This is a genomic window from Confluentibacter flavum (assembly GCF_002843175.1).
Taxonomy (GTDB): domain Bacteria; phylum Bacteroidota; class Bacteroidia; order Flavobacteriales; family Flavobacteriaceae; genus Confluentibacter; species Confluentibacter flavum.
In genome coordinates this window covers 254,174-272,364 of record NZ_PJEO01000014.1, presented here as the reverse complement: position 1 = coordinate 272,364, position 18,191 = coordinate 254,174, and the positions used below count along the sequence as shown (strand labels likewise).

General features: G+C 34.3%; 14 protein-coding genes. 4 read left to right on the top strand and 10 right to left on the bottom strand.

All coding sequences use genetic code 11. The annotated features are described in order from the left end of the window. Nucleotides 1-39 precede the first annotated feature (39 nt). A complete protein-coding gene (gene purL / locus CSW08_RS04215) occupies nucleotides 40-3,744 on the bottom strand; it encodes a phosphoribosylformylglycinamidine synthase (protein WP_106658648.1) in 3,705 nt (1,234 codons plus the stop codon). Between the two features lie 142 nt (nucleotides 3,745-3,886). After that, nucleotides 3,887-5,101 (bottom strand): RsmB/NOP family class I SAM-dependent RNA methyltransferase, encoded by a 1,215-nt coding sequence (locus CSW08_RS04210; protein ID WP_106658647.1) that lies wholly within the window; start codon nucleotides 5,099-5,101, stop codon nucleotides 3,887-3,889. Nucleotides 5,102-5,204: 103 nt separating this feature from the next. On the opposite strand from CSW08_RS04210, the gene CSW08_RS04205 reads away from it, so the two are divergent. Beyond that, nucleotides 5,205-6,251 (top strand): WD40/YVTN/BNR-like repeat-containing protein, encoded by a 1,047-nt coding sequence (locus tag CSW08_RS04205; RefSeq protein ID WP_106658646.1) that lies wholly within the window; start codon nucleotides 5,205-5,207, stop codon nucleotides 6,249-6,251. 39 nt (nucleotides 6,252-6,290) lie between these two features. Here the strand turns inward: CSW08_RS04205 and CSW08_RS04200 are convergent, their stop codons facing one another. The 7 genes from CSW08_RS04200 to CSW08_RS04170 all read right to left on the bottom strand — a co-directional run bounded on the left by CSW08_RS04200 (nucleotide 6,291) and on the right by CSW08_RS04170 (nucleotide 13,341). Continuing rightward, nucleotides 6,291-6,728: a hypothetical protein gene (locus CSW08_RS04200; protein ID WP_106658645.1), complete on the bottom strand. Its 438-nt coding sequence runs from the start codon at nucleotides 6,726-6,728 to the stop codon at nucleotides 6,291-6,293. Nucleotides 6,729-6,742: 14 nt separating this feature from the next. Further along, nucleotides 6,743-7,237 (bottom strand): hypothetical protein, encoded by a 495-nt coding sequence (locus CSW08_RS04195; protein WP_106658644.1) that lies wholly within the window; start codon nucleotides 7,235-7,237, stop codon nucleotides 6,743-6,745. A 30-nt stretch (nucleotides 7,238-7,267) separates the two neighbouring features. Next, nucleotides 7,268-7,810 (bottom strand): RNA polymerase sigma factor, encoded by a 543-nt coding sequence (locus tag CSW08_RS04190; RefSeq protein WP_106658643.1) that lies wholly within the window; start codon nucleotides 7,808-7,810, stop codon nucleotides 7,268-7,270. 296 nt (nucleotides 7,811-8,106) lie between these two features. Further along, nucleotides 8,107-9,942, bottom strand: coding sequence for an ABC transporter ATP-binding protein (locus tag CSW08_RS04185; protein WP_106658642.1), 1,836 nt, complete (start codon nucleotides 9,940-9,942; stop codon nucleotides 8,107-8,109). Next, nucleotides 9,942-11,672: a phospho-sugar mutase gene (locus CSW08_RS04180; protein WP_203226846.1), complete on the bottom strand. Its 1,731-nt coding sequence runs from the start codon at nucleotides 11,670-11,672 to the stop codon at nucleotides 9,942-9,944. Before CSW08_RS04180 ends, CSW08_RS04185 begins: the two co-directional genes overlap by 1 nt. Before the next feature lie 147 nt (nucleotides 11,673-11,819). After that, nucleotides 11,820-12,770: a glycosyltransferase family 2 protein gene (locus CSW08_RS04175; RefSeq protein ID WP_106658641.1), complete on the bottom strand. Its 951-nt coding sequence runs from the start codon at nucleotides 12,768-12,770 to the stop codon at nucleotides 11,820-11,822. 37 nt (nucleotides 12,771-12,807) lie between these two features. Further along, nucleotides 12,808-13,341, bottom strand: a complete 534-nt coding sequence (locus CSW08_RS04170; protein WP_106658640.1) for a DUF4199 domain-containing protein — start codon at nucleotides 13,339-13,341, stop codon at nucleotides 12,808-12,810. Between the two features lie 157 nt (nucleotides 13,342-13,498). Between CSW08_RS04170 and CSW08_RS04165 the strand changes: the two genes are divergently transcribed. Both CSW08_RS04165 and CSW08_RS04160 read left to right on the top strand, forming a co-directional pair. Then, the gene (locus tag CSW08_RS04165) at nucleotides 13,499-13,750 is read left to right on the top strand and encodes a type B 50S ribosomal protein L31 (RefSeq protein WP_106658639.1); all 252 of its coding nucleotides are present in this window, start codon (nucleotides 13,499-13,501) and stop codon (nucleotides 13,748-13,750) included. Between the two features lie 148 nt (nucleotides 13,751-13,898). Next, nucleotides 13,899-15,074, top strand: coding sequence for a GlmU family protein (locus CSW08_RS04160; protein ID WP_106658638.1), 1,176 nt, complete (start codon nucleotides 13,899-13,901; stop codon nucleotides 15,072-15,074). Nucleotides 15,075-15,114: 40 nt separating this feature from the next. Here the strand turns inward: CSW08_RS04160 and CSW08_RS04155 are convergent, their stop codons facing one another. Beyond that, on the bottom strand, nucleotides 15,115-16,734 hold the full coding sequence (locus CSW08_RS04155; RefSeq protein ID WP_106658637.1) for an ABC transporter substrate-binding protein: 1,620 nt from the start codon (nucleotides 16,732-16,734) through the stop codon (nucleotides 15,115-15,117). Nucleotides 16,735-16,820: 86 nt separating this feature from the next. Here CSW08_RS04155 and mtaB point away from each other — a divergent pair, with 86 nt between their 5' ends. Then, entirely contained in the window at nucleotides 16,821-18,146 is a 1,326-nt protein-coding gene (mtaB, locus tag CSW08_RS04150; RefSeq protein ID WP_106658708.1) for a tRNA (N(6)-L-threonylcarbamoyladenosine(37)-C(2))-methylthiotransferase MtaB, read from the top strand. Nucleotides 18,147-18,191 lie beyond the last annotated feature (45 nt).

The following is an 18,191-nucleotide window of genomic DNA, read 5'->3' as shown; positions in this document are numbered from 1 at the left end:
TAAAAATTAACTGGGTTTTTTTTAAAACAATATTATTTATTATTTGTTTTCAATCCATTTTCTGGCATTCACAAAAGCTTCTAGCCAAGGAGATACCTCGTCGTTTCTGTTTTCTGGGTAATATGCCCAATTCCATTGGAATGTTGAACGCTCTATATGAGGCATGGTTACTAAATGCCTGCCCGTTTTATCACACATCATGGCCGTATTAAAATCAGAGCCATTTGGATTATGTGGATATTCAGCATAACCGTATTTAGCAACAATGTGATAATTGTCTTCAGAATATGGTAACTTAAATTTTCCTTCACCATGGGAAATCCAAACCCCTAAAGTAGACCCAGCAAGTGTTGAAAGCATAATGGAATTGTTTTCCTGTATTTTCACAGATGTAAATCCGCTTTCGTGTTTATGCGAATCATTATGAAGCAATTTTCCGTGAATGTTGTGTTCTGGATTAATCAAGTCTAATTCCATCCATAATTGGCAACCATTACAAATACCTATCGATAACGTATCTTCTCTTTTGAAGAAATCCTGAATGACTTTATTTGCTTTTTCATTATATTTTATAGCACCCGCCCAACCTTTGGCAGAACCAAGTACATCAGAATTTGAGAAGCCACCAACAGCTCCTAAAAACTGAATGTCTTCCAACGTTTCACGTCCAGAAATTAAATCCGTCATGTGCACGTCTTTTACATCAAAACCAGCCAAATACATGGCGTTTGCCATTTCACGCTCACTGTTACTGCCTTTTTCACGGAGGATGGCGGCTTTGGGACGCGCTCCCCTTTCCTTTGGAGAGGGGTTAGGGGTGAGGCCTGTAAAATGTTTAGGAAATATATATTGAAGAGGCTGAGTTTTATAATTATCAAATCGCGTTTGAGCTAAATTATTTGCGGTTTGTTTTTGGTCTAGAAGGAATGAGGTTTTATACCAAGCATCACGTAATTTTGAAATGGATAATGGCAATACATCCGAATTATTGATAATGTTTAAGGTATTGCTTTCCGTTACTATACCAATCTTTCTATGTTCGATTTTCTTTACGTTTAAAAACTCTTCAACATATAAATCATTTTTAGCTTGAAATACAATTCCAGCATTTTCAGCAAATAACACCTTGGTTGTATCTTTTTCTCCAAGAGAAGCAATATCAATTTCAGCGCCTAAATTATTATCTGCAAAACATAGTTCTAAAAGCGTGGTAATCAATCCGCCCGAAGCGACATCATGTCCTGCAACTATTTGATCATCTTTAATTAATTTTTGAATGGTATTGAAAACAGTTTTAACATAAGCAGCACTTTTTACCGTGGGCGCATCGTTTCCTATTTTGTTTAATATTTGGGCAAATGAACTACCTCCTAGTTTAAAATCGTCTTGAGAAATATTGATATAATAAATACTGCCAGCATGTCTTTTTAAAACAGGCTCTACTACTTTAGTGATATCATTACAGTTTCCAGCGGCTGATATAATAACCGTTCCCGGAGCAATCACATCCTCATTAGGATATTTTTGCTTCATGGAAAGAGAATCTTTTCCTGTTGGAACGTTGATACCTAAATCAATTGCAAACTCTGAAACCGCTTCAACAGCTGCATATAAACGTGCATCTTCACCTTCATTTTTACAAGGCCACATCCAGTTTGCCGATAAGGAAACCGATTTTAAGTCGTCTTTTAATGGTGCCCAAATAATATTGGTTAAGGCTTCTGTGATTGCATTTCTACTGCCTGCTGCTGGATCAATCAACCCAGAAATAGGTGAGTGCCCAATAGCCGTAGCAATACCTTCTTTCCCTTTATAGTCAAGTGCCATTACACCCACATTATTTAAAGGTAATTGTAATGGTCCGGCAGATTGTTGTTTAGCAACTTTTCCACCAACACAGCGGTCCACTTTATTGGTTAGCCAATCTTTACAAGCAACAGCTTCCAATTGTAAAACCTGTTCTAAATACTCATGAAACTTATTGGAATCATAAGTAACAGCATCATAGTTTCTTTCAACGGTTTTGTCGGTCATGATGGTTTTTGGCGAACTGCCAAACATATCTTCCATCGCTAAATCCATTGGTTTATGTCCATTGGTTTTAGATTCAAATGTAAAACGATCATCACCCGTTACATCACCAACGGTGTACATTGGCGAACGTTCTCTATCAGTAATACGTTTAAGGATATCGATATGCTCTTTATCAATCACCAAGCCCATACGTTCTTGCGATTCGTTTCCAATAATTTCTTTGTCAGAAAGTGTCGGGTCGCCAACGGGCAAAGCATCTAAATCGATGTTTCCACCAGTATCTTCAACCAATTCAGATAAGCAATTTAAATGGCCTCCAGCACCATGGTCGTGAATGGAAACGATGAAATTCTCATCACTTTCTACCATCCCACGAATGGCATTTGCAGCACGTTTTTGCATTTCGGGGTTGGAACGTTGCACAGCGTTTAATTCAATTCCTGAAGCAAATGCACCAGTATCGGCACTAGAAACAGCAGCACCGCCCATACCAATTCGATAGTTTTCGCCACCAAGAATCACTATTTTATCACCAGCTTGTGGTTTGCCTTTTAAAGCTTGGTCTTTTTTACCATAACCAATACCTCCGGCTTGCATGATGACTTTATCAAAACCTAGTTTACGAGCCCCCCTCGATCCCCCAAAAGGGTGGAGGTCAGAGGCTTCGTCATGTTCGAAGGTTAGTACTGAACCACAAATAAGCGGTTGCCCGAATTTGTTTCCAAAATCTGAGGCGCCATTAGAGGCTTTTATCAAAATATCTATGGGCGTTTGATATAGCCAATTGCGTTCTGGAAAGGCTTTTTCCCATGGGCGGTTTTCTTCTAATCTGGAATATGACGTCATGTAAACGGCTGTACCCGCAAGAGGTAATGAGCCTTTTCCACCAGCCAATCTGTCGCGAATTTCACCACCAGCACCTGTAGCGGCACCATTAAAAGGCTCCACCGTTGTTGGGAAATTATGTGTTTCTGCTTTTAGGGAAATGACCGACTCAAATGTTTTTACATCATAAAAATCGGGTTTATCGGCTGACTTTGGTGCAAATTGTTCCACTTTCGGCCCTTCAATAAAAGCCACATTATCTTTATAGGCTGAAACGATTGAGTTTGGGTGTGTTTCAGATGTTTTTCTTATTAATTTAAAAAGGGATGTTGGTTTTTCTTCATCATCAATAATAAAAGTTCCGTTAAAAATTTTATGGCGACAATGTTCTGAATTCACTTGTGAAAATCCAAAAACTTCAGAATCTGTTAACGGACGACCAATGTTTTTTGAAACGCCTTCCAAATAACTAACTTCTTCATCACTTAATGACAGCCCTTCTTTTTGATTGTAAGCCGCAATATCTTCAATATTTAGAATAGGTTCGGGCTTGATATTTATAGTAAATGATTCTTGGTTTAATCCAGTAAATTTTTCAGAAATCATCGGGTCGAAACCTTTAAAATCTTTTGAAACCGCTTGAAATTCTTCAATTCTTATAATATCAGAAATGCCCATGTTTTGGGTAATTTCTACAGCATTGGTGCTCCAAGGCGATATCATGGCGGCTCTAGGGCCAACAAAAAAAGCATCCAGAGATGCTTGTTCTATTCTTGGCTGGTTGCCAAATAACCACACTAATTTCGTTATGGTTTCGGTTGATAATTCTTTTGTTGTTTGAACAGCAAATATGTTGCCGGTTACGTTTCCAAAGAAATGAATCATTATGTATCAGTTTATGATGCGTTTAACAAAGTGCAAATTTACTTTTTTTAAGTCTAATTTGATGTAAATAGGCCATTGAAAATTTAGAGTTATTTACGTTGTTATCAACCATAAAAAAAGGGACTTTAAAGTCGCTTAAATATTATTCTTTCCTCTCCAACAAAGCCATATAAAATCCATCAAACCCAGATTGATGCGACAATACTTTTTTATCCTTTAAAAGTGTAAAGCTTTTACCTGCTTCCGATTTTAAAAAGGTATTAATTTGTTCCTGATTTTCTGATGGTAAAATAGAACAGGTTGCATAAACCAATTGCCCGCCAACTTTTACTAATTTCGAATATTGTTGTAAAATATCTTGTTGTGTTGTTTTTATTTTTTCAATAAAATCTGGTTGTAGTTTCCATTTTGCATCGGGATTTCTGCGTAATACTCCCAATCCAGAACATGGTGCATCAATCAGTACACGATCAGCTTTATCATATAATTTTTTAATGACCTTGGTAGAATCAATGGCTCTGGTTTCAATATTATGCGCACTGTTGCGTTTCGCACGACGTTTTAATTCATGAAGTTTATTCTCGTAAATATCCAGCGCAATAATTTGCCCTTTATTTTCCATCAAAGACGCAATATGCAATGTTTTTCCCCCCGCACCCGCACAAGCATCCACCACGCGCATGCCAGGTTGTACGTTTAAAAACTCAGCTACTAATTGGGAGGATGCATCTTGTACTTCAAAAAAACCATTGCTAAACGCATCCGTAGTAAATACATTGGCGCGCTCTTTTAGTTTTAAGGCGTGTGGATAGTCGGGAAGAATTTCTGTTTCAAATCCTAAATCAAATAATTCTTCCTGTAATTTTTCTTTGTTGGTTTTTAGGGTATTGACTCTTAAAATAACATCAGCTTGTTCGTTTAAGGCTTCCATTTCTTTGCTCCAAACTTTGTCGCCAAGTTCTTTTGCGCCAAGTTCGTCGATCCAATCGGGAATGGATTCTTTGAATTTCCTAATTTTTGAAAGGTCATCAAAACGGCCTTTTATTTTGCGTGTTGGGGTTTCTTCAAAATATTTCCAATCGGGTAATTTAATGCCTTTTAAAGTTGCCCAAACGGCAAACATGCGCCACAGATTATCTCTGTCAAATGGTTCTTTAACTTCAGCGATTTCAGCATATAATCGTTTCCAACGTACAATGTCATAGGTGGTTTCAGCAACAAAGGCACGATCGCGTGCGCCCCAACGTTTATCGCGTTTTAATAATTGTTGAATGACTTTATCGGCATAATGGCCTTCATTGAAGATCAACGTTAATCCGTCAATAACCGAAAAGCATAAATTTCTGTGTAATCGCATGGTTTGTAAATAAGGCTGCAAAGTTACATTAATATGTTGATTTGTTGAATCGTTTGGGGCTTTATTCGTTTAGCTTTTATATTTTTATACACAATTGAAATTTATGAAACAGCTTTGGGTTTTTTGTATATGTGTAGCGTTTTTGTTTTCCTGCGGAAAGAAGGAAACATTTATACCGCGAAACTTTAATCACGTTAGCATTGAAACGATTTATTCGGATTCATTATTAAGTATAAGAGCTATTGATATTTTAAATGATGGCAGTTTGGCGTTTGCAGCCAATGACGGTGTTTTCGGATTGTATAATCCTAGAAAAAATATGTGGCAAACATCGGTTCAAACCTATGATACTTTAAATTTAGAGTTTAGGGCCGTAGCACATACTGCAACCGATTTTTTCATGCTAAGTATTGATAATCCTGCATTGTTATACAAAACAGGTGATCAAGGAAAAATGGAATTGGTTTATGAAGAATATCATGAAGGTGTTTTTTATGACGCCATGGTGTTTTGGAATGATGAAGAAGGTATTGCGGTAGGCGATAGCATGAACGGATGTTTGTCAATTATTATCACTCGCGATGCGGGAAACACTTGGAATAAAATAACCTGTGACAAGCTTCCAAAAGCAGAAGCGGGTGAAGGTGCTTTTGCTGCCAGTAATACCAATATTAAAATTATTGGAGACAAAACATGGATAGGCACCACCGCAGGGAATATTTATATGTCTGAAGACAAAGGATTGACTTGGAACGTTGTAAAAACACCCATTGGAAGTGCTAAAGCTACTGAAGGCATCTATTCCATTGATTTTTATGATGAACTTAACGGATTTGCTATTGGTGGCGATTATACCTATCCAGATGTTAATGCCGCCAATAAAATAAAAACCTCTGACGGTGGAAAAACATGGCAATTAGTTGCTGAAAATAAAAAACCTGGATATAGGAGTTGTGTGCAATTTGTCCCAAATTCCAGTGGAAAAGAATTGGTCGCTATTGGATTTAAGGGTATTGATTTTAGTAACGATTTTGGTGAATCTTGGAAGCACTTAAGTGATGAACCTTTTTATACGATTCGATTTTTAAATGATAGTGTTGCTTATGCTGCAGGTTCTAAAAGAATTTCAAAACTTACTTTTAGTAAATAGTTCAATAAAAAAAGAGACGTTTTTAAACGTCCCTTTTCATTATCTGTTATTGTTTTCTCTACGCCTTTTATAAAATTCTTCGAGCATTTTTCTATTGAAGTCTTCCTCAGCATTTTTTAAAGCTAAAATCTTTTTAGCTGGAATGATGCTTCGAAGTTTCTTGACTAATTTAACTTCTTCAGAATGTATTTTGGCCTCTATTTCTAAAGACTTGTTTAAAAGCTCATTTGCTTTTTCATCTGATATAGAAGCATAACTCTCTCTGATTTCATGCCCAAGTTTACGAAGTTCGTTGTACTTTAGGTTGCTTACAGTATCGTCAAAGGCATTAAAAACAGGCCAAAATTGTTGCGCTTCTTTTTCGGTTAGATTCAGTTTTTCGGTTATAAAAGCAATTTTAAGGCTTTTGATTTTATTTTCTTGAGCAAATGTGCTTAGTGAAAAACATAAGGCTAAAGTGATGATAATAGTTTTCATTTTTTTTATTTTTTTTATTCTGAAAAGAAACCTTCCATATCAATATTATTTAAAATGTAGTTTTCCATATTTTCTTCAGAAAAATTATGTTCTATGAAATTTTCTTCTATAATGTCTTCATTCGTTAAAAGTGATGCCATATCGTAAGAGTCTATATATTGATTCATAATATAGCTTTCAAGAGAAGCAGTTTCTAAAGTTTCAAAAGAGACACTTTTTTTGTTAAAAACAGATAAATTAAATAATAACAATATGGTTGCAGCAATGCTGGAAACATAAAGTAAGTTTCTTCTAGTAAATAAGTTAATGACTTTGGTATTCTCGTTTTTAGAGATTTTATTAATTACAGTATCTTCTAAAGACTCGAAATAACCATCGGGAACTTTAAATCCAGAACCTTCTATGCTTTTAAGTTTAATTTGACTTAAAACAGCATCTTCTATACCTTCAAAATAATTGTTAGGTATTTTAAATCCAGGGTTTTTAATATTTTTTAATTTGTCACTCATAATCCTTAGACTTAGTATTTGTTTAAAGGTTTAATTTTTAGTTAAATAAGCTTCAATTTTTTTTACGGCTAAATGATAAGATGCTTTTAAAGCACCTTCGCTAGTTTCTAAAATATCTGCCATGTCCTTGTATTTTAAATCCTGAAAGTATTTCATGTTAAATACTAATTGTTGTTTGTGGGGTAGTTTTGAAATGGCTTCTTGTAATTTTAATTGCATCTCGTTGCCATCAAAATATACATCTGAGGCCAAATTGGTTATGGCTGAGTCTTGTAATTCTTCATTTGATATTAAAAGTTGTTTTGCATTTTTGTTGAGTAAGGTTATGGATTCGTTTGTTGCGATACGGTATATCCAAGAAAACAATTTACTCTCTCCCTTAAAATTATGGATGTTACTATAAATTTTGATGAACGTGTTTTGAAGCACATCGTCGGCATCATCATGAGACTTCACAATATTACGAATATGCCAATACAACCGCTCTTTGTAAAGTGTCATTAAGGTTCTAAAAGCCTGTTCTTTATGTTTTTCAGATTTTAAATCTTCAAGTAGTTGTGCTTCGTCTGTCACAAAAAATAGTATTCAAGTTAGACGGATAAATATACTAAAAGTTTAACCTGCTGATTTGTAATTTTTTATTAAAAAACTAATTGTCTGATAATCAATTATGTAATTATAAAATAATCGACGAAATGCTTATTTAATACGATTAAATGCGTTTTTTCTTGTAAACTATTTTTTTTTGTTTTAAGTTTGTTTCAGAAACCTGCTTATGTTGTTAGTTGTCCCCAAATCTAGCAATGAACGAAAAAAAAGGATAGAACCCCCCAAGTCTCTATCCTTTTTTATTTTATACAGTCTGATTGTTAGTCGAAACTTTGCATATCCACCAATTTTTTATAAACACCATTATTGGCTATGAGTTGGTTATGCTTGCCTTTTTCTACAATCTCACCTTTATTAAGTACAATAATTTCATCGGCATTTTGTATTGTGGATAATCTATGGGCAATAACAATAGACGTTCTGTTTTTCATCATGTTTTCTAAAGCAATTTGAACCAAACGCTCACTTTCGGTATCCAAGGCAGAAGTTGCTTCGTCTAAAACCATAATGGGCGGACTTTTAAGAACAGCTCTTGCAATACTCAATCGTTGTTTTTGACCACCAGAGAGTTTATTTCCAGAATCACCAATATTTGTTTCTATGCCATTAGGTAAATCTTTAACAAATTCCCAAGCATTGGCAATCTTTAATGCTTCAATAACATCTTCATCGGATGCATTATCATTTCCGATTTTTAAATTATTTTTAATACTCTCATTAAAAAGAATGGCATCTTGGGTTACTATACCAAGTTGGCTGCGTAATGAAATTGTCGTTAAATCTCGAATATCGAGACCATCGATTAAAATCCGACCTTCATTGACATCATAAAAACGGGTTATAAGATTGGCTATGGTCGATTTACCACTACCTGATTGTCCAACCAATGCCACCGTTTTTCCTTTAGGAATGGTTAGCGAAAAATTCTTTAAAACGTATTCATCTTGGTACTTGAACGAAATATTTTCAAATACAATTTCAGAATCAAATCCTGTTTTTACAATAGCATTTATTTTATCCTTTAAAGGGTTTGGAGTATCAATAATTTCTTGAATACGTTCAGCCGCGGCCCCACCTTGTTTTATATTATAGAGTCCTCTAGAAATAGCTTTAGCCGGGGTTAATATGTTATAGGCCAATCCCATATAGGCAATGAAAGAGCTACCATCAAGAGAATTATCAACAAGGACTAATTGGCCTCCATACCATAACAGAATTGAAATGACTAAAATTCCTAAAAATTCACTTGTTGGTGATGCTAAATTTTGGCGGTTTAATAATTTATTTGAAAAGTGATAAAATCGAGTTGTGGATTCTTGGAATTTGCCATTAAATTTTTCTTCGGCATTAAATCCCTTAATAATACGAAGGCCAGTTAGTGTTTCTTCTAAAGTGGATAATATAGTACCTTGCTCTTTTTGAACGCGTTCTGATTTCCTTTTTAAGCTTTTTCCAACATATGAAATAATGATTCCTGAAATAGGAATAAAAATAAAGACAAAAAGAGTAAGACTTGGACTGATAATCAACATCATTATTATTGTGAAAATAATCGTTAACGGTTCTCTAACTATAAGTTCTAAAACCGGTAACATAGAATATTCCAACATCGAGACATCGTTAGTTACACGAGCCATAATATCACCTTTTCTTTGTTCTGAAAAAAAAGAAAGGGGTAATTCGACCGTTTTTTTGTAAATTCTATTTCTTATATCTCTTACAACACCATTTCTTAAAAAAACCATGAAGTAGTTAGCTAAATACCCAAAGATATTTTTTAATAAGAACAAAATGATAATGCATGTAATAACTAGAAGTAATGCTTTAGATTTGTCATCTTGGGCAAACTCATGTACTTGATACGCCATGGTATCTTGATAATAATCTTTTAGGTTTCCAATACCTTCATAAACAGGTTTCTTAATGATTTCTTTGCTAGAAGGGTCTTTTTCATTAAAAAGGACATCAAGCATTGGTATTAAGGCAATAAAAGACAAAGCTCCAAATAAAGCAAAAAACACATTAGAAATAATGTGTCCTATTGCAAATCGTTTATAAGGTATAGCATACCTTAATATATTTCGAAAATGATTCATTAACTAAGCTTCATATCTTTTAAAATAGCATCAATTTTTACGTCAAGGGCAGCTTCTGTTTCTTTAAATTTTGAAACAGACTCCAGTTTGGTGTTTACACTGATGTAAAATTTAATTTTTGGCTCCGTTCCGCTAGGTCTTAAAGCTATTTGGCTACCATCTTCGGTATGGTAAATTAATACGTTTGATTTTGGTATATCAAGGATGTCTTCTTTGCCAGTCACCATGTTTTTTGATTTAGATAACTCATAGTCATCAATTTTAACCACTTTAGAACCATTAACCATTTTAAATGGATTATCACGGGCATCCATCATCATTTGGCTAATTTCCTGAGCACCTTCAATGCCTTTTTTGGTTAAAGAAATCAGTTTTTCTTTATATAATCCGTGCGCTACATAAAGCTTTATTAACTCATTATAAAACGAGCTACCGTTGGCTTTAGATATCGCAGCAATTTCGCATGCCAAAAGCGTCGATGTCACAGCATCTTTATCGCGAACAAAATCGCCTACCATGTAGCCAAAACTTTCTTCACCACCACCAATAAAATTAAGTTCTGGGAAATCATGGATTAATTTGGCAATCCATTTGAAACCGGTTAAAACAATTTTGCTATCTACACCATAAGCATTTGCAAGATTCGTTAACATGGGTGTAGACACTATGGTAGATGCAATAAATTCCTTTCCTTTAATTTTGCCTTCCGATTTCCATTTTTTTAATAAAAAATCGGTCATCATGAGCATGGTTTGGTTCCCGTTTAGTAATTGTAATTGGTTTTCAGAATTACGAACGGCAACACCTAATCGGTCACCATCAGGGTCGGTTCCAATGACGATGTCGGCACCCACTTTGTCCGCTAATTCTAAGGCCATTTTTAAGGCTGCCGGTTCTTCTGGGTTTGGTGATGCAACCGTTGGGAAATCTCCATCAGGCACTTCTTGTTCCTTTACAATGTGCACATGTTTATAACCTGCACGCTTTAAGGTTTCTGGAACGGCGGTAATGGATGTTCCGTGTAGCGATGTAAAAACAATTTTTAAATTATTTTTAGCTTCTTGAGATGCGCCAACACAGCCATTTTTTACAGAAGCGTCAATAAATACATTATCTACATCTTTGCCAATGTAATGAATTAAACTATTATTAGGTTGAAATTTTATGTTTGGATACTCAACTTTATCAATAACCCTTATAACGGCCTCGTCATGTGGTGGCACTAACTGACCGCCATCTTGCCAATATACTTTATAACCATTATATTCAGGAGGATTATGGGAAGCGGTTAAAACGATACCACAATGACAATTTAAATGTTTAACGGCAAATGATAATTCTGGGGTTGCCCGCAAATCTTCAAATAAATAAACTTCTATATTGTTGGCTGAAAACACATCAGCAACCACTTTTGCTAACGTTTTACTATTATGTCGGCAATCAAAAGCAATAACTGCTTTAGGTGTTTCATTTGGGAAACGTGAATTTAGATAATCGCTTAACCCTTGAGTACTTTTTCCAAGTGTGTATTTATTGATTCTGTTAGTTCCAACACCCATAATACCGCGCATACCACCCGTTCCAAATTCTAAATCCTTATAAAAACTTTCTTGTAAGTCTTTAGGATTGTGAGCAATGCTATCTTTAATGAAATCTTGAGTTTCTTTATCAAAAGACGGTGTTAACCATTTGTTTATTCTATCTAGAATTTTTGGCTCGATGTAAATCATGGTTGTGGTGTTTAAATTTATTAATGATTAGCAATTTGGAACATTACAAAAATATATAATTAAGAGTTTAGTTTTAAGTTTTATCAAGCATATTTGGAACTTAATATCAAATTATGAATTATAAAAACAATATACAAATTAATGTTTTTAATTCAAATTAAGATATTCTTTAATTGTATACCGTTTTTTATCTTGTTTTGTGCGAAGTATGATCTCACCCAAAAAACCAGCCACAAAAAATTGGGTACCAATAATCATGGTGGATAGTGCTATATAAAATTGTGGCCTTTCCGTTATTAATCTTCCGGTTGGGTTTAAAAAGATTTTATCAATGCCCAGATACAGTGAAAAGCCAAAACCAATAATAAGCATAATGGCACCTAAAGCACCAAATAAATGCATGGGACGTTTGCCAAAGCGTGATAAAAACCAAATGGTTATTAAATCTAAAAAGCCATGAATAAAACGATCCATACCAAATTTGGTTTCGCCATATTTTCTGGCTTGGTGCAGAACAACTTTTTCGGTAATCTTGATAAAGCCAGCGTTTTTGGCTAAAACGGGGATGTAACGGTGCATTTCTCCATTAACATCAATGTTTTTTACTAGGTCATTTTTGTACGCTTTTAAGCCGCAATTAAAATCATTTAATTTGACGCCAGAGGTTTGTCTAGCAGCCCAATTAAATAATTTGGAAGGTAAATTTTTAGAAAGTATGGAATCGTAACGTTTCTTTTTCCAACCAGAAACCAAGTCGAAACCATCAGATACAATCATGTTGTAAAGCCCGGGGATTTCTTCTGGATTATCTTGTAAATCGGCATCCATAGTAATGATAACGTCTCCTTGAGCGATTTCAAAACCAGCATGAAGAGCTTGCGATTTTCCGAAATTCTTAAAAAAACGAATGCCTTTTACATCTTTGTTATTAGCTGATAATTGCGTAATAACATGCCATGAATCATCGGTGCTGCCATCGTCTATATAAATAATTTCATATGAAAAATGATTGGTTTTCATTACTTTTACAATCCAATCATGGAGTTCATTTAAAGAATCTTGTTCGTTAAGTAGTGGAATAACTACAGATATATCCATTTAGAAAATATTCTATTTTCAAACAAAGATAAAGAAATTATGACGCGTTTGGGTCTGTTTTTTTCATTACAGCTGCAACAATAAGACCAATTACAGCAAAGAAGATTAAACTTTGAGCTAAAGATTTTAGCTGAATGCCCAAAGCAAAAGTGTCTTGAGATTCAATTTTATTAATATTTTCAGAAATGGCTTGATTAGGAGCCCCAGCATTAATAAGCATATTCTCTGTATTTTCAATCAAAATGTTTTTAGCTTCCAAAGCAGCGTCTTTATCTATAAAGTTGAAAATTAATATTGTTACAAATGTACTTATCATTATGCCTATTGCGACTGTAATGAAGTAAGATGAAAATGCTTGTTTGAAATCTAGAAATCCGTTTAATTTTTTTTTTACTTTGGCAGTAGAAAAAATCCCAAAACATATAATTCCTATTGGAATAATTAAAAGCATTATCCAAAAATTAACTAATAATCCTAAATTAAATGCATATCCCAAAGCAGTAAATATTGATAACAAAGAACCTAAATAAAGACCATAATGTATAGCCAATGTCTTAGTAGAATTTTTCATGATTTTTGAATTTAATGATTAGATATTTAGTTAGTATTCAAATATAATAAAACGTTACAAAAGGTTAGATAATAAAAATTTCTAAAAAGTATTGCGAATTTGTAAAAAATACCTAAATTTGCACTTCCAAAATTGAAAAGAATAAAAGCATTTAGCGATGAGAAAAGGTATACACCCAGAGAATTATAGAATAGTAGCATTCAAAGATATGTCTAATGATGATGTGTTTTTAACAAAATCTACTGCTAACACAAATGAAACCATTGAAGTTGATGGTGTTGAATATCCAGTTATTAAAATGGAGATTTCTAGAACATCTCATCCTTTCTACACTGGTAAATCCAAATTAGTAGATACTGCCGGACGTATTGACAAGTTTAAAAACAAATATGCTAAGTTTACTAAATAAACTAGTTACATATTATAAATTTATTAAGCCTTTCAGAATTGAAAGGCTTTTTTATTTTAAGCAATTAGCCTACTTTTGAATAGTTAACTAATACGGTTAAGTTTCAAGTAAACCACTTTTAACTCTTAACTTTTAACTTGATTTAATTATGAACTACATTCTTTTTGATGGCCCTTCCCGTAATAATCTGTTGCCATTTACATATACTAGGCCTGTTGCAGATATTAGAATAGGTATTTTAACCATTAGGGAAAAATGGGAAACCTTTTTGGATTCAACCACGACTACATTAACAGAAGATTATTTGTCTGATAAGTACCCCATGGTAGAGATGGATGAAAATATTATGATAAACGCATCTTATCTACCTAATTTGGAATTGGTTGAAATGATTAAGAATTTAAAAGAGAACCAAGCTATTTTTAAGGGTGAAGACGTGATTGCTTTTTTTACAAAAGACACTCAAGAAGATGTTAATTTTGAAACCTACGAGGCTTTAGAATATCATGATGATATTCTTAAAATAGAACATACTTGGGACATTTTTTCTAAAAATGGCGATGCCATTCAAGACGATTTTAATCTATTAACAGAAGGCAGAAAGTCTAAACCGATACCTCCAACTAATAATGTGATAGACCCAGAAAATATCTTTATTGAAGCCGGTGCTAAGTTGGAATTTACAACGCTTAATGCCAGTACAGGACCAATTTATATTGGGAAAGATACCGAAATTATGGAAGGTTCCATCATTCGCGGACCTTTTGCACTTTGTGAAGGTGGTACTGTAAAACTTGGAGCCAAGATTTATGGACCTACCACTATTGGGCCTTATAGCAAAATAGGGGGAGAGGTTAATAATTCGGTGTTGTTTGCCTACTCTAACAAGGGGCATGATGGGTTTTTAGGAAATTCGGTTTTAGGCGAATGGTGTAATTTGGGCGCTGATACTAATACGTCTAATTTAAAAAACAACTACGAAGAAGTAAGACTTTGGGATTATCAAACTGAAAGTTTTGCTAAAACCGGACTGCAATTTTGTGGACTCATGATGGGTGATCACAGTAAGTGCGGTATTAATACCATGTTTAATACAGGAACCGTTGTTGGTGTAAGTGCCAATATTTTTGGAAGTGGATTTCCAAGGAATTTTGTACCCAGTTTCAGTTGGGGAGGGAATAGTGGATTTACAACCTATTTAACCAAAAAGGCTTTTGAAGTTGCAGAAAAGGTAATGGACAGACGTCATATAGAATTTACCGAACAGGATAAAGCGATTTTAGAACATGTCTTCGAAGAAACTAAAAAATATAGAAGGGAATAGGTGACTTTTAAAAAATTTAATTCTAAATGGTGGTAAAAAATTAATTTTTTTTAACCTCTTTCAATTCTAAAACATACACAGGGCTAACCCCTAATCCCTTTACGTTTTTTCTGGTAAAGCGTACGATTTCATCATAAAAAAGGGGCACTATAGGAGCTTGTTTCATGATTAATGAATCCATTTTCGTGTACAGTAAAGTTCTCTTTTCATCATTGGTTTCAGTAAATGCATCTTCATACCATCTGTCAAATAACTCATTTTTAAAATGTGTATAATTGGGTCCGTTAGGGGCAAAATTTTTACTGTAAAATAACGATAAATAATTTTCGGCATCTGGGTAATCGGCAACCCAGCTGGCTCTAAAAATATCTAGTTTGCCATTGGCTTTAGCGTCTTTTAGGGCTGCTCCAGGAATGACGTCAATGTTAACAATGAGTCCTATTTTTTGAAGTTCACGTTGTATATATTCAGAAAAACTTAAGTAATTGCCAGTGGTTGAAATCGAAATTTCAGGATTTATAATGCCACTTTCATTTTTAAATTGCTCGACCAATTGTTTTGCGATGTCTGGCTTATAACTAAATCCGAGCGTTTCATTATAGCTTGGCAGACCTTTTGGTATAAAACCACCTTCGGCAGGAATTCCAATACCATTACGCAAATAAATCATCATTTTTTTTCTATCAAAACCATAATTAATTGCTTTTCTAATGAGCTCGGATTGTATCTCAGGAATGTCCGAATCCATATAAAACGCTAAATATTCCGTATTTAAGTATGGGCCACGAACCATATCAACATCTTCAGAATATTCACTGCGGAGCTTACCATTTGCGGTTAAAATTTCATCTTTATAAGAAGCATCCAATCCGATTATAAAATCGATATTTCCTTGCGTAAATTGTAAAAACTCGCTTTGTTTGTCGGGTAAAAAAGTAATAGCAACAGCTTCTAAATAAGGTAAGGCATTGCCCAGACTGTCTTTTTCAAAATAATTTAGATTTTTTCTAAAGACTAATTTCAGATTTTCTTCCCACCGTTTAAATTTAAAAGGCCCTGTGCCAATGGGATGCGACCTAAAATCGCTACCATAAAAATCAACAATTTCTTTGGGGACAACCGAACAATATTTCATAGTCAACAATCCTAAAAAAGCAGGGAATGGTTGTTTTAGCCTAATTTGAAAAAGGGTATCGTTTACGGCCTTAAAACGGTCTACTTTACCCAATACCCAACCTCCTGGAGATGCTACTTTTTGATCAATTAACCGGTTTAAACTATACTCGAAATCTGAAGCATTTACCGTTCTGGTAGAATCTTTTCCAAAAAGTTCATGTTTGTGAAAAAACACATCTTCACGTAATGAAAATGAATAGGTTAGAGCATCTTCTGAAATCGTCCAACTTTTAGCAATAGAAGGTTGTATATTTAAATGTTCATCCGTTTGGACCAATCCATTGAATAATTGATTCGTAGCCCATATATCAGATATATCTTTTGAAAATGCAGGATCTAATGAGCCAATATTTTTATGTTCGTTGTAACGAAAAACGACCTCGTCTGTATCTGAATTTGTATTGCTTCCACAAGAACATAGTAGTAAAACCACACAACTAATTGATAAATAGTTGGTTATTTGTTTTAATGGAAGTTTTATCATATAACTTATTAGTTGTAAATTTGCAATCTTTTAGCAAAGGTAAATATAATGAGATTTATCCCTTCGCGGAAATGACTAAAGAATTAATGAGAAAAAAAGTCGCATTTTATACATTGGGTTGTAAACTTAACTTTGCTGAAACCTCTACCATTGCCAGAAGTTTTACAGATGAGGGGTTCGACCGTGTAGATTTTTCTGAACAAGCCGATATTTATGTGATTAACACCTGTTCGGTAACCGAAAATGCAGACAAACGTTTTAAAACCATTGTAAAGCAAGCGCAAAAAGCCAATCCGAAGGCCTTTGTTGCTGCCGTTGGCTGTTATGCCCAATTAAAACCGCAGGAATTGGCTGATGTAAATGGTGTTGATTTGGTGTTGGGTGCTACCGAGAAATTTAAAATCACTGATTATATAAACGACCTATCAAAAAACGACTTTGGAGAAGTGCATTCCTGCGAAATTGAAGAAGCCGATTTTTATGTTGGGAGTTATTCCATAGGAGATAGAACCCGTGCTTTTTTAAAGGTTCAAGATGGTTGCGATTATAAATGTACCTATTGCACTATTCCGCTAGCACGTGGTATTTCTCGAAGCGATACAATGGAGAATGTGCTTAATAATGCACGAGAAATTTCGTCCCAAAACATAAAAGAAATCGTGTTGACGGGTGTTAATATCGGCGATTATGGTAAAGGTGAATTCGGGAATAAACAACATGAACACACCTTTTTGGATTTGGTTAAAGAATTGGATAAAGTAGAAGGAATTGAGCGACTGCGAATTTCATCCATTGAACCTAATCTTTTAAAGAACGAAACCATTGATTTGGTTTCAAAATCCAGAGCCTTTGTGCCTCATTTTCATATTCCGTTACAATCGGGCAATAATGACATCCTTAAAAAAATGAAACGCCGTTATATGCGTGAATTGTATGTGGATAGAGTGTCTAAAATAAAAGATGTGATGCCTCACGCTTGTATTGGTGTGGATGTCATCGTTGGTTTTCCTGGAGAAACGGACGAACATTTTCTAGAGACCTATCATTTTTTAAATGATTTGGATATTTCTTATTTACATGTTTTTACATATTCTGAACGCGATAATACTGAAGCTGCCGATATGGATAACGTGGTACCGATGAACGTTAGAAACAAACGTAGTAAAATGCTACGTGGTTTGTCGGTTAAAAAACGACGGGCTTTTTACGAAAGTCAGCTAGGAACTAAAAGAACCGTGCTATTTGAAGGCGAAAATAAGGAAGGATATATACACGGTTTTACTGAAAATTATGTGAAGGTTAAAATGCCTTGGAATCCAGAATTAGTAAATACGTTGCATGACGTAGAACTGACTAAAATTGATGATGACGGCTTGGTTAGGTTCGATTTTGTAAAAGAACTAGCATTGTAAAAACAAAACATCCAAAGTTCATTAACTTTGGATGTTTTGTTTTGG